The sequence below is a fragment of the Flavobacterium sp. GNP011 genome, assembly GCF_056428925.1.
On the sequence record NZ_JBWJVJ010000014.1, the window covers coordinates 1 to 14,217 of the forward strand.

At 35.0% G+C, this 14,217-nt stretch carries 10 protein-coding genes; 5 read left to right on the forward strand and 5 right to left on the reverse strand.

Going from position 1 to position 14,217, the window contains the following annotated elements; all coding sequences use genetic code 11:
• Both AC061E_RS11700 and AC061E_RS11705 read left to right on the forward strand, forming a co-directional pair.
• Positions 1–3,222: beta strand repeat-containing protein (locus AC061E_RS11700; protein WP_478286400.1), on the forward strand; the 3,222-nt coding region annotated here is incomplete at its 5' end.
• Between the two features lie 25 nt (positions 3,223–3,247).
• Entirely contained in the window at positions 3,248–6,334 is a 3,087-nt protein-coding gene (locus tag AC061E_RS11705; RefSeq protein WP_478286401.1) for a fibrinogen-like YCDxxxxGGGW domain-containing protein, read from the forward strand.
• Between the two features lie 78 nt (positions 6,335–6,412).
• On the opposite strand, the gene AC061E_RS11710 is transcribed toward AC061E_RS11705, so the two are convergent.
• Both AC061E_RS11710 and AC061E_RS11715 read right to left on the reverse strand, forming a co-directional pair.
• Positions 6,413–7,198, reverse strand: a complete 786-nt coding sequence (locus AC061E_RS11710; protein WP_478286402.1) for an anti-sigma factor — start codon at positions 7,196–7,198, stop codon at positions 6,413–6,415.
• Positions 7,198–7,728, reverse strand: coding sequence for an RNA polymerase sigma factor (locus tag AC061E_RS11715; RefSeq protein ID WP_230155168.1), 531 nt, complete (start codon positions 7,726–7,728; stop codon positions 7,198–7,200). The genes AC061E_RS11710 and AC061E_RS11715 overlap by 1 nt, the downstream gene beginning before the upstream one ends.
• A gap of 407 nt (positions 7,729–8,135) precedes the next feature.
• Here AC061E_RS11715 and AC061E_RS11720 point away from each other — a divergent pair, with 407 nt between their 5' ends.
• A complete protein-coding gene (locus AC061E_RS11720; RefSeq protein ID WP_478286403.1) occupies positions 8,136–8,723 on the forward strand; it encodes a glutathione peroxidase in 588 nt (195 codons plus the stop codon).
• Between the two features lie 180 nt (positions 8,724–8,903).
• Here the strand turns inward: AC061E_RS11720 and AC061E_RS11725 are convergent, their stop codons facing one another.
• Positions 8,904–9,854, reverse strand: coding sequence for a tRNA-dihydrouridine synthase family protein (locus tag AC061E_RS11725; protein WP_478286404.1), 951 nt, complete (start codon positions 9,852–9,854; stop codon positions 8,904–8,906).
• A gap of 58 nt (positions 9,855–9,912) precedes the next feature.
• Entirely contained in the window at positions 9,913–10,410 is a 498-nt protein-coding gene (locus AC061E_RS11730; protein ID WP_478286405.1) for a GNAT family N-acetyltransferase, read from the reverse strand.
• Between the two features lie 96 nt (positions 10,411–10,506).
• On the opposite strand from AC061E_RS11730, the gene menD reads away from it, so the two are divergent.
• Both menD and AC061E_RS11740 read left to right on the forward strand, forming a co-directional pair.
• Positions 10,507–12,168: a 2-succinyl-5-enolpyruvyl-6-hydroxy-3-cyclohexene-1-carboxylic-acid synthase gene (gene menD, locus AC061E_RS11735; protein ID WP_478286406.1), complete on the forward strand. Its 1,662-nt coding sequence runs from the start codon at positions 10,507–10,509 to the stop codon at positions 12,166–12,168.
• An 87-nt stretch (positions 12,169–12,255) separates the two neighbouring features.
• On the forward strand, positions 12,256–12,597 hold the full coding sequence (locus AC061E_RS11740; protein WP_478286407.1) for a DUF2853 family protein: 342 nt from the start codon (positions 12,256–12,258) through the stop codon (positions 12,595–12,597).
• Between the two features lie 143 nt (positions 12,598–12,740).
• On the opposite strand, the gene AC061E_RS11745 is transcribed toward AC061E_RS11740, so the two are convergent.
• Positions 12,741–14,093 carry a M28 family metallopeptidase gene (locus tag AC061E_RS11745; protein ID WP_478286408.1) on the reverse strand — a complete coding sequence of 451 codons (1,353 nt, stop codon included), beginning with the start codon at positions 14,091–14,093 and terminating at the stop codon, positions 12,741–12,743.
• Positions 14,094–14,217 lie beyond the last annotated feature (124 nt).

Consider the following 14,217-nt stretch of genomic DNA (forward strand, 5'->3'; position numbering starts at 1 on the left):
TTAGATTTAAAAGCGAATTTAGCTTCACCAACTTTCACAGGAACCGTTTCTGGAATTGATAAAACTATGGTTGGTCTTGGAAATGTTGACAACACCAGCGATGCCAATAAACCAACTTCAGCAGCAACACAATCAGCTTTAGATTTAAAAGCGAATTTAGCATCGCCAACATTTACAGGAACGGTTTCGGGAATTGATAAAACAATGGTTGGATTGTCAAATGTAGATAACACCAGCGATGCAAACAAACCAGTTTCAGCTGCTGCGCAAACTGCTTTAGATTTGAAGGCAAATTTAGCTTCACCAACTTTCACAGGAACGGTTTCGGGAATTGATAAAACGATGGTAGGATTGTCGAATGTGGAAAACACCAGCGATGTGAACAAACCAACTTCAGCAGCAACACAATCTGCTTTAGATTTGAAAGCAAATTTAGCTTCACCAACTTTTACAGGAACGGTTTCGGGAATTGATAAAACGATGGTTGGACTTGGAAATGTGGACAACACCAGCGATGCGAACAAACCAGTTTCTACGGCAGCGCAAAACGCATTAGATTTAAAAGCGAATTTGGCTTCACCAACTTTCACAGGAACGGTTTCAGGAATCGATAAAACGATGGTAGGATTGTCGAATGTCGATAATACCAGTGATGCCAACAAACCCGTTTCAGCTGCTGCACAATCAGCTTTAGATTTGAAAGCAAATTTAGCTTCACCAACTTTTACAGGAACGGTTTCTGGAATCGATAAAACGATGGTGGGATTATCAAATGTAGACAATACCAGCGATGCGAACAAACCCGTTTCTTCTGCTACTCAAACTGCTTTAAATTTAAAAGCACCATTGAACTCACCAACTTTTACAGGAACGGTTTCAGGAATTGATAAAACGATGGTAGGATTGTCGAATGTGGACAATACCAGCGATGCAAACAAACCAACTTCAGCAGCAACACAATCAGCTTTAGATATAAAAGCCAATTTAGTTTCGCCAACTTTTACAGGAACGGTTTCGGGAATTGATAAAACGATGGTTGGTTTGGCAAACGTTGATAATACTTCGGATGCGAACAAACCTGTTTCTGCTGCTGCGCTAACTGCCTTGGATTTAAAAGCAAATTTAGCTTCGCCAACATTTACAGGAACGGTTTCAGGAATTGATAAAACAATGATTGGCTTAGCAAACGTTGATAATACTTCGGATGCCAACAAACCTGTTTCTGCTGCTGCACAAACTGCCTTAGATTTAAAAGCAAATTTAGCTTCACCAACTTTTACAGGAACCGTTTCTGGAATTGACAAAACGATGGTTGGATTGTCGAATGTAGATAACACCAACGATGCGAACAAACCCGTTTCTACAGCAACACAATCAGCTTTAGATTTAAAAGCGAATTTAGCTTCACCAACTTTCACAGGAACCGTTTCAGGAATTGACAAAACGATGGTTGGATTATCGAATGTGGATAACACCAGCGATGCGAACAAACCCGTTTCAGCTGCTGCACAATCAGCTTTAGATTTAAAAGCGAATTTAGCTTCACCAACTTTCACAGGAACCGTTTCAGGAATTGACAAAACGATGGTTGGATTATCGAATGTGGATAACACCAGCGATGTAAATAAACCAGTTTCAGCTGCTGCTCAAACCGCATTAGATTTAAAAGCGAATTTAGCTTCACCAACTTTCACAGGAACCGTTTCGGGAATTGATAAAACGATGGTTGGCTTAGCGAACGTTGAAAACACAAGTGATGCGAATAAACCTGTTTCAGCTGCTGCGCAAACCGCATTAGATTCAAAAGCAAATTTAGCTTCACCAACTTTTACAGGAACCGTTTCGGGAATTGATAAAACAATGGTTGGCTTATCGAATGCTGACAACACCAGCGATGCAAACAAACCAGTTTCTTCTGCTACTCAAACCGCTTTAGATTTAAAAGCAAATTTAGCTTCGCCAACTTTTACAGGATCACCTCTAGCACCAACTCCAACCGCAGGAGTTTCTAATGGCTTAATAGCAACAACAGAATTTGTAACAGATGCTGTTGCAACTGCTACAGCAAATACGAATACTAATTTCGTTAATTTAACATCTGCTCAAACAATTTCAGGGGTAAAAAGTTTTAGCGTTGATGCAATCATTAATGGTGTTACAGTTGGTAGGGGTAATGGAAATGATGGCACCAATTCAACTTTTGGATCTCAAGCTCTGGTATCAAACACAACAGGTTTTTTAAATAGCGCTTTTGGTTTGGAAACTCTTCATAATAATATCGTGGGTTCAAGAAATACAGCGCTTGGAAGTAAAGCTTTATACTTTAACAACGCATATGACAATACTGCAGTTGGCTATTTGACATTACAGAATAATGCAACGGGTAGTTATAATGTTGGAATAGGTTCTGAAACTATGTTTGATAATACTTCTGGGGGTTATAATACAGCAGTAGGCTCTATGGCTTTAAGATCAAATATTGGTGGAAACAATAACACGGCTAGCGGATATAATTCTTTGGGTTCTAATACTTCTGGAGGTGGAAATACAGCTTCTGGATATAACTCTTTACCGAGCAATACTACTGGTACATATAATTCTGGATTTGGTGTCCAATCTTTAGAACAAAATACTACTGGAAATGCGAATACTGCTATAGGTGTGGCTGCAATAGACCAAAATACTACAGGGAGTAATAATGCTATCTTGGGTGCATTTGCTGGTAGATATGTAAGAGACGGAAGTCCAAATACACTAATAAATAGTTCGATATTGATTGGTGCAGAAAGCAGACCAAACGCTATAAATGAATCTAATCAAATAGTTATTGGCTATGGAGCAATAGGAAATGGATCAAATACCATTCAATTGGGAAATATTTCTATTACTGATGTGAAAACTAATGGAGCCATGACTTCTTCGGGTTATAAAATTCCAAGTGGTACTGCTTCTCAATATTTAATGGCTGATGGTTCGGTTTCTACTGGTATTGATCCAGTTAGAGAAGTCGCCGATGAATTTTCTGCAACTGCGGCTCAAATTACTTTTACTTTGACACAAACTAAATCTGCAAACAGTAAGGTTAAAATGTATATCAATGGAATACGAATTAGTAATACTGCATATTCAGTATTAGGAAATACATTAACTTACATTCCATCTAATAACGGATCATACTCATTGTCAGTAAACGACCGAATTCAATTTGATTATTTTTATTAATAGTGGCTTCTAAAACCAAAACAAGATGAAGTTTTTTATAAAAATTATTTTTATTCTTTCACTGTTTTTTACATTTCAAGGAAATGCTCAAAATAGTTTGGATATCTTAGGACTGAGCATTACTGATCCGGCAGCCGTTGCTTTTAGCTTAAGAAAATTAAGTAGTTCGTATACTGGAAGTGCCATTCAAGTACGTCGAAGTTTAGATAATGCTACACAAGATATTGGATTTGATAGTAATGGATCGTTAGATTCTGCAGCATTAATAGCATTTGTGGGCGTACAAGATGGTTATGTTAGTATCTGGTACGATCAAAGTGGGAATGATAGACATTTGATAAAAGCGGATCTAAATCAACAACCTAAAATTGTATCAAACGGAACCTTTAAATATATAGGTTCAAGGATAGCAATTGATTTTTCTGGGAATAAAGGTCTCGTTTATTCAGGGGCGTTAAATTTGGCGAGTATAACATCAGTAATAAGATCAGAGGCTACTAACTGGCCAGGTTATCACTGTATTCTAGATGGAACTCCTAGAATTGGGGGAATATTAGAAAACGGAGGAACTAATTTTCATTCTAATGTGTCTCCTGTAGCTATTTGGAGAAACGGAATTTCAAAATTGATTTCGAGTTCATTAGGGCCTACAAATGAAAGCATGGTATTGTCAATTACTACCAGTACGGATAATTTGAGCCAAATTTTTATAGGTAATTATGATGGTGGATCTAATGGTGGATCTATTTTGCAAAACGAAGCAATTGGTTTTTCTACTTTAAATACAGTAGGAGTTAGACAATTATTAGAGTGCAATCAAGGAAGTTATTACGGAATTCCATTAACGTTATGCACAACAGCAATCCTAACCAGTCCTTCACCACTAAATAGGTTTGAATGTAAAGGAACCGTTGCAACTCCATTAACCGTTGAGGCTACAGGTCAGAATCTAACTTTTCAATGGTATAGCAACACCATTCCAAGCACTGTAAGTGGTACATTAATTGCTGATGCTACTTCAGCTACTTTTATTCCACCAACTGTAAATAACGGCACTACATATTACTACGTTGTTGTTTCTGGAAGTTTGGGTTTACCAGCGGTAAGTCTCATTTCGGGGCCTGTAACCGTTGAGGAACTAGGGCCTGTTACCATAAATCCTGCTTCAGTTACCATTAATGCGGGAGATACGGCAACCCTTACAGCATCTGGAGCAATTATTTATTCCTGGAGTAGCGTTTTATATACCCCTTTGGATCAAGTAACAACTGCTAAGTTGGCTGTTGGATTGCGATTGCTGAAATCTAATTATACGGGATTTGCGGTTCGCTTAAGACGTGCAAGTGATAATGTTGAAGCTGATTTTGGCTTTTTAGATAAAAATCTAGATACAACAGCAATTGATTCTTGGCTCGGAGTTTCAGCTGGATATTGTGTAAAACTGTATGACCAGTCAGGAAATGGAAATGACATGGTTGCGCCTTCAACTAGTGCACAACCACTTTACGTTGCATCTGGATTAAATTCAAAACCTATTTTAAGGTTCAATACGGCACAAAGTATTAAAAATAATTTTAATTTTTCTACGCCTTACTCGGTTGTGTATACGGCAAAACAAACAGGTCCTAGTAGAGGTAGAGTTTTAAATGGTTCTAATAACAATTGGCTTTTAGGATGGTGGGGAGGAAGTAAAAGTCAGGCCTATTTTGAGGGTTGGGTTTCACAAGAAAACGGAATTCCTGCAGACAATAACGCTTATGTATACTCAGGAACAGGAAACGGGTCAACGTCATTTGTTTTTGAAAATAGTATTGCAAAAACGATTTCTCAAAATGGAGGTAATGGCAGTCCAAATGGATTACGAATTAATGAAAGTGAACCGTCTGATGCTGATGTTGCTGATATTTTTGCCTTTGACTCCGTACTTTCAGAAGTAGACAGAATAAAGGTAGAGCTAAGCACAGGAAACTATTACGGAATTTTTCCAAATATTCCGTTGGGACTTACAGCTTCTATTGATGTATCTCCAACTGAAACAACAACATACTATGTATCTGGTTTTTCTTTAAATGGTGCTTGTGTTGTAAACAATTCAGTAACAGTAACGGTTTTAAAAGATCCTAACCTTAGTAGTTTTGGAAACGTAACCAAGACTTTCTTTGACGGATCTTATATTATCACGCCACCAACAAGTCAAAGTATAGGTAGCATTTCATACGCTAGTAGTAATCCTAGCGTAGCCACAGTAAGCGGATCTAATGTGACAATAACAGGTCCTGGAACTACTACAATTACTGCTACGCAAGATCTTACTGGGACTCATTTTGCTGGAACTATAACTGCATCATTAACGGTGAATAGCGTTACTGTACTAACAAGAAATGGAAAAATTTCTACTTCCGATGTTAATTATGTTAATAGAAATGGCGCTTTAAGCACGAGTAATTCCTTAACACCTTTTGGTAACCCTGTAGCTACAAAATCAAACGATGGGTTAACACAAGCTTCAGCTGGAACTAGTGCTTTACAAATAAAAACAGATTATCCATCTGCAACGGATGGATTGTATTGGATTGTAAATCCTAATATTAATGGTGGTACGCCATTTCAAATTTATGCAGATATGACTACTGATGGTGGAGGTTGGACATTGATATTATGTAATAACAATAATTCCGGATGGAATGGAACTAATGCTATTCTAAGAAATGAAACAGTTCCAACGATTAATGGTCAATATTCTATTATAGCCTATGCAGATTATCTTAAAAAGAGTACTAGTGGTTTTCAGTATATGATCGAAGCTTCAGCAAGAGGTCGTTGGGGTGGTATTTGGACTGCTAACCTAGCGTATAGTTTTGTAAACACTAATAATACTCAAACGGATATTACTTTAAATACAAAATTTGATTCTTGGAATTATAATAATGACGGAATTGAACAAATTATGCCTTGGTATGCAAATGGTTCACAAGGAGCTATAACAACAAGTAGCGACCCAAATGGAGCATGGTGGGGTACTTTAGTTTCCACAAACGGATTTTCTCCAGCGCCATGGATGGGTTGTTGTGGTAATGATAATCCAGGAATTATTTGGTATTGGGTACGTTAAAAGTAGAATGTTATAAATTGAATAAAAAAAAGGTTCAACTGTTGTAAGTTGAACCTTTATCATTTGATTTTAAATTTTTTAAACTTTACCTAGAGTATACAACTGCTCCATTGTAGGGGATACGCTTCCACCAGCAGGCTCAAGTGTTATCCCAAAAGCTTGTGCTTCATTTGCATTATTTACAGCAAATAATTTTTGATCATTTTTATCAAAATTTTCTAATAAACCAATACTTGTAGGGGTTAACGGATCTAGTTTTAAAGCCCATACTTGATAAACCATTCCTTTTGGTGGTTCAGGTAATCCCGATGCATCAACATAAACTACTTTTGTGTCTTGGTTCCAATATACTTTGGCAAAAGACTCTGGGGCAACTGCTTGACCGCCCAAACCTACAACCGTATTTTTAGTATCTCTTACTACGGCTAAACTGGTTTCAACTGCTGTATTTTTAATTTTTAAACTTTTAAATTCTTTCTCTAAAGTTGCTTTTTCAAGTTTTGTAGCAGCTACTTGATTTGAAGTAAAATTGAGTTCATTGTATTGATATCCTACACCTAAAAGTAACAGTATTGCTGCTGCCCAACCCAAATATTGCATTTTATTACTGCTACTTTCAAGTGCTATCACAGGAGCATGTTTCAATTCTAGTTTTTCTTTAATTTTCTCAAAGTTGGCTACTGAGTGAAAAGGAGAAAAACTTGATGATAAAGCAACGATTGCTTTTTCTATAGCAATGATTTCTGAGTTTATTTCAGCAGAATTTTTTGCTTTACTGGCTACTTCTTCGCTTTCAGACTCACTTAGTAAGCCGTAAACATAAAGTTCCAGAATTCCTGATTCTATATATTCTTTTGTTTCCATTAGATTTTCAAATAATTTCTTAAATCGTTAATACAATTTCTATTTTGCGTTTTTACGGTTCCTAAAGGAATTGCCAACTCGTCACTAGCCTCTTGCTGGGTGTAGCCTTTAAAAAAAAGTAAATCTATTATCTGAATACATTTTGGTTTTAATTTTTTTACAAAATCTTGTAAACCAATAGTATCCATTTTGTCTGCCAGTTTCGAACTGTCTTCAAAATGATTTACGAAATTATCTGTGGATAGGTTTTTTTGGCTATTATTAAAGTTCTTAGATCTAAGTTTATCTATTGAAGTGTTTCTAGCAATATTTAAAATCCAAGTATAAAAACGTCCTTTACTTTCATTATAAGAATCGATGTTTTTCCAAATTTTAACAAATACTTCTTGAAGCACGTCTTCTGCTTCTTCTCTGTTTTTTACCAAAACATTAATGACAGAGAACAAACTCTTAGAATACATATCATATAGATGTGTAAAAGCTCTCTCGTCTTTTTTATAGATTAATACCAATAGTTCTTCTTGACTCATATATTTCTTTATTTTTAGTACTACAAACTTAAACTTTACTATGCATAAAAATAGCAAAATTATCTTTAATGAATTTATTCTAGATGTAAATTTATAGGATACAATTAGATATGAGATTAAAAACAGCTTTTTATAAAACTATTATTGAATTCTTTACGTAAATAAATTAAAAGCTTTTACAGATAGTTGAATAAAATAAAGCAAAACGGAAGCTTATAAATTAATGTCCATAAACAAGTTAAACCTGAGGTTTAGCAATAGAAATTTAAATACCACATTAGTTTCGTTGTTTTATTTGTTGGGAAGCTTGGTTCATCATACAGCCAAGCTTCTTTTTTTTAACTACTGTTTAACATATTTATTTATCAGTAAAACAAATATTTGATTATTTTTACCAAAAAAATACTATGAAAAAATTATTATTCTTTACAACTGTTATTTTTTCTCTTTACAGCTGTCAAAATCAAGCACAACCAAAAATAATAGAAACAAGCGATATCATAACTCCAATGACTAAAGAAACAATATACCAATATAAAGTAGAAGATTTATCAGGTAAAACATTTAATTTTAGTACGCTAAAAGGAAAAAAAGTTATCATTGTAAATACAGCATCTAAGTGTGGATTGACACCTCAATACAAAGATCTAGAAGCGGTTTACAAAGAATACAAAGACAAAGGTTTAGTAATTGTAGGTTTTCCGGCAAATAATTTTGCATCGCAAGAGCCAGGTACCAATGAAGAAATTGCAACGTTTTGTCAAATGAATTATGGGGTAACATTCCCTATGATGGACAAAGTATCTGTAAAAGGCGATGATATGGCTGCTATTTACCAGTTTTTAACTCAAAAATCTAAAAATGGTTTACAAGATTCAACTGTAGAATGGAATTTTCAAAAATATTTAATTAATGAAAATGGAGAACTAGAAAAAGTAATTTCACCTAGAGTGCTTGTAACTGATCCTGAAGTTATTAATTGGATTAAAGCATAAGCATTTAGCTAACTTTATAAAGTTAAATATTTTAAAAGAGATTTTCATTTGACTGAAAATCTCTTTTTTTTGTGGTTTAAGTAAGTGTCGAATATTATCTAAACTTTGAACTATTAAGAAATTAGTAGGATTAAAATTCAGCGCTTAATTTTTCTTAATTTCTTGATGGTTTATTTTTTTTTAGAATTTTTCATTTTTAAAAATATCTGCAACGGCAGCTTCATAATTACGAATGCTTTGTGCTTTTTTAATTTTTTTCAATACTTTGTGTGGATTGGCAAACGTAACCGAAAAATATTCCCATAAGTGGTACATTTTTAATAAAATATGTGCCTGTCCAGAAAGGGACTCGCTATAAATGGCATACAAAGTATCGTGAAAAGCACTAAAAAGTTCTATTTTATTTTGGGGATATTCATGCGAATTATTTTTTATCATACTTGGCAAGAAGGGATCTGAGATTAATCCTCTACCAATCATCCAGTGATCAATAGTTGGATAACGTTCTTGCATTTCATGAAACTTAGCTACTGAAGTTATGTCTCCGTTGTAATACAATTTGTGTTTGCTAGTATCAATACATTTTTGAAATCCATCAAGATCTACTCCGCCTTTGTACAATTGCTTTCCTAAACGGGCGTGGATAGCTATGTTTTTTAAGGGATATTTGTCAAGAATAGGTAGTACATCAATAATTTCTTGAGGAGATTCATATCCCAATCGCATTTTCATAGATACTAGGATATCTGTTTCATTGTGTGCTCTTTCTAGTATGTGATTGATTTTTTCGGTGTTGCTAATCAACCCAGATCCCATCCCAGATTTAGTTACCATCGGGTAAGGACAACCCAAGTTCCAGTTGAGTTCTTTGTAACCAAGTTCTCGTATATATTTAGCAACAAACAAAAATTCCTCCGCATCATTTGTAATGACTTGCGGAATTACTTCTAATTCAAGATTGTTTTCTAAAAGTAAATCGCGCTCATAAGAAGGCTTGATCACTAATTTGCCATTTAGGCGAATGTATGGCGAATAAAAAGTATCAATACCTCCAAAAAGTTTGTTTTGGGCATTTCTAAATCTAAAGTCGGTAAAACCCTGCAAAGGGGAGGAAAGCAATGTAAAACTCATAAGTACTATAAAAATGCAAAGGTACCTTTTTCAAGCCAGTAACGCTAATTAAGGAGTCTTATTCTAAAATCAACTGCATAAATACAGAGTGCAACCAACGCTCAAATTTAAATCCTGATTCTTTGATTATCCCTACCGTTTTAAAACCAAATTTCTCATGAAATTCTACGCTACTTTGATTTTCAGAATCAATAACTGCAATCATTGTGTGTAAATTTTGTCTTTTTGCAAGAACTATTAATTCTTCAAGAAGTAATTTACCTATTCCTTTACCATGATGATCTTGACTTACATATACAGAATGCTCAACCGTAAATTTATAAGCTTCTCGAAAACGGAACTCGCTATACATACCAAAACCTACAACAACTCCGTTAATTTCTGCAACGATCACAGGGAATTTTTTACTCTGTTTATCGGCTAAGATGCTCATTTGTTGCTCTAGTGTTCTAGTATTATAATCATACAAAGCTGTAGAGTGTAAAATATTGTAATTTATAATCTCCAAAATAGCTTGAGCATCTTCGGTTTTATAGGCGCGTATCATAGTTTTCATGGGGTATTTATTTGCTTCAAAAATAGCAAATAACAGTTCAAATTCAAGGAAAAAGACGAGCGAATTTGTAACTTTGTATCAAAGAAATTAGATACAATGATATACCCCAAAATACCTTTGGCGCAAAGCATAATTGAAATTTGTTTGGCCAAGGGAATCACCAACATAATTATTTCCCCAGGTTCCAGAAATGCACCGCTAACTATAGGTTTTGTTAACAATCCTGCTTTTAAATGTTACAGTATTGCTGATGAACGTTGTGCAGCCTTTTTTGGTTTAGGAATAGCACAACAAACAGCACATCCAGTGGCGCTTGTTTGTACCTCTGGATCCGCTTTATTGAATTATTATCCTGCTTTTGCAGAGGCTTTTTATAGTCAAATTCCTCTTGTGGTGATCTCTGCAGATAGGCCTCAAAGTAAGATCGATATTGGTGATGGACAAACCATCAGACAGGAAAATGTTTTCGAAAACCATTCGTTATACAATGCTAATTTACATGAGGATGTTTCGGCCGAGAATGATTTAAAAATCAACGAGGCAATTAATACGGCTATTTCTCAAAAAGGTCCCGTTCACATCAATGCTCCTTTTGAAGAACCTTTGTACGAAACCGTTGCAGAACTTTCAGTCACAGTAAATACTGTCGCTTTCGCAAATGCTACTCAGACTATTTCCATAGAAGACGTTTCAGAATTTGCAACGATTTGGAACAATGCAGCTAAGAAAATGATTCTAGTGGGCGTCAACGAACCGAATGCCGTTAACGAAAAAGTAATTGAGGCTTTCGCCAATGACGGGTCGGTTGTAGTGTTGACCGAAACGACTTCTAACCTACACCAAGATACTTTTATCAATAACATTGACACGATTATTACTCCTTTTACGAATGAAGATTTTGAAAATTTTCGTCCGGAGATTTTAGTAACATTCGGCGGAATGGTCGTTTCAAAAAGAATCAAAGCATTTTTACGCAAATACAAACCCAAACACCATTGGCATATTGATTCTTGGAGGTCGTATGATACATTTGGTGCTTTGACACACCATTTTGAATTAAATCCCAATGTGTTTTTTGAAACCTTTCTGCCACTTACAAATGCTATAGAAAGTGATTATTTCAATCAATTAGACGCAGTAAAAGCGTTACGAAAGTTAAAAAGCGAAATTTATTTAGATAAAATTCCTTTTTCGGATTTTAAAGTATTTGAGAGCGTTATTGGGGGTTTGCCAAAAAACAGCCATTTACAGATCAGCAATAGCTCAGCCATACGTTATGCGCAACTGATAGACATTCACCCTACAATTGAGGTGTATTGTAACCGTGGAACTAGTGGAATTGATGGCAGTACATCAACAGCGATTGGTGCGGCTGTAGCCAATACAAAACCAACCATTTTTATAACGGGTGACATTGGTTTTTTGTATGATAGCAATGCATTATGGAATAGCTATATTCCTAAAAACTTCAAGATTATACTCATTAATAATGGTGGAGGTGGAATTTTTAGAATTCTACCGGGACATGAAGAAACGCCAGTTTTTAATACTTTTTTTGAAACATCCCATTGCTTGACCGCCGAACATTTAGCAAAAATGTATGGTTTAGAATATACAATTGCTAGCGATGAGGCAAGTCTAAAAAGTGGTTTAGCAACTATGTATGCGCAAAATGAGAAGCCATTTATTCTAGAAGTATTTACACCTACATTTCAAAATGATAGTATTTTATTGCAATTTTTTAAAGAATTAGTGTAATTTTTTTCTTGTTTTTAATAAACTCTAAGATATAATGTTTAATTTTAGTCTATTAAAAACTAAAAAACCAACTAAAAACTTTTATTTATGAGCGCAAGAGCGGAATTAATTGTAAAATACGCAGCAGATTTGAAAGAAAAATGCGGCGTTAATCCAGATATGGATTTATTAACCAAGGTTACTATAGGTTGTGGACCATCAATCTATAATGCTGATGCTGCAACTGTAGCTGGAAGTCAGCAATCGGAACTAAACACTGTAAAAAATAATTTTTTAATCAAAAAATTAGGACTTAAAGATGGACCAGAATTAGATGCTGCTATTGATGCAGTTATTGAAAAATATGGAAAATCTAATAGAAATAAGTACAGAGCCGTTATTTACTATTTACTTACTGTTCATTTCAAGAAAGAGAGTATTTACAATTAATTGTTTATTGTAAATAATAGTAAAAAAAAAAGCGTTCGCATCTGTTAGGCGAACGCTTTTTTATTGTCTTTTTTCAAGGTACAATTCTTATTATGAGAAAAGTTTTAAAGATCAAAATTATAACCTTTTATTCCTTCATATTATTATCGAATAGGGGTAGGGAAAACAGGTAAACTAGAATGTCCTAATGCATCAACCGCTTGTACTGCAAAGAAAAAATTATCTTTAGAATACGGAATTTCGGCCTTTGTATCTTTTACAAAAATAGTTTTTTCCCAGTGTTGTGATCCTGTTTCTCTAATAAGGATGTTGTAGCCATAAACAGCTTTTCCTTCTGGCGCAGTCCAAAGTAAAGTAGAGAAATTGGTTAAATCTTTTACTTCAATTCCAACATTAGTTGGAGCTTTTGGCGACCAAGCTAAATTGCTGAAAGTAGCTAAATTAGAACAGGTTACTTTTTTCATGTATTCAAAGTCCATGAATTCAGCAAGGTCACCATACTGAATGTTATTTTCTTTTCGCACGTTTTGGTGTTGGTGATCGTAGTTCTCGTTCATTTCACAAAATCGAATCGCAGTAAAACCATTTTGACTAAAAGGAGTATGATCACCACCACGCAAGAAACGGTCGTTGCGGTATACCAAGTTAATATCCAATTGTTCTACGTATTGATTGGTTACAGTTTTAATGTAACGTGCTAACTGTCTGGATGGACTATCATTATCGCGATTAGTTGATTTTCGCATTTTTGCTTCGGCTTCTGTTTCTAGATAGGGAATAGTTTCGCTAAAAACACGAACTCTGGTATTGTCACGCAGTAAAGTGCCGCTTGATAAACTGTTGCCTATCATGTCATTGTTAAGCATAGCAATCAAATTCCATTTGCCTTCTTTGGCAAGATCAGCAAGGTGTTTAGCACCATATAAACCTTGTTCTTCACCCACTACAGCAACAAAAATGAGTGTAAAAGGAAATTCTCTTTGACTCATAATTCTGGCCAGTTCCATCATGGCAGCCACTCCTGAAGCATCATCATTTGCACCAGGCGCATCAGATTTTGCGTCCATTACATCCGAAGCTCTAGAATCTAAGTGACCACTAATTATCATTACGCGATCATCAGTAGGATCAGTACCTTTTAAAGTTGCCATTACGTTTCCTAATTGGCTATCCGTTGCAATTCGTTTTCCATCGGCTTTGATGGTAAAAAAATCAATAACAGAGGTAAGCCTGCCTCCAGAAGCCAAAGCATATTTGTCAAATTCTGATTTTACCCAGCGCTGTGCAGCTCCTATACCGCGGGTATTGCTTTTGGTGTCGCTCAACGTATGACGTGTACCAAAAGAAACGAGTTTCCGCACTGTGGCCTCCATATTTTCTGATTTTACTTCGGTCAACATTTTTTTAATTTCTGGATCATCAACTGTAGTTTGTGCAAAAGATGTAATCGAAAAGCAGACAAATAGAATTAAGGTAGTTATAGGATTTAGTTTCATTAATTGTTTTTTTAGTTTCCTCAAAGTTAGTGAAAAAGAAAAAGAGTTTTTCTTGTCCTTAAAATTTTAAGAATTGTTTTAGGTTAAAATATTAAAGTTTGATAATCTTTTAGGTTTTTTAATT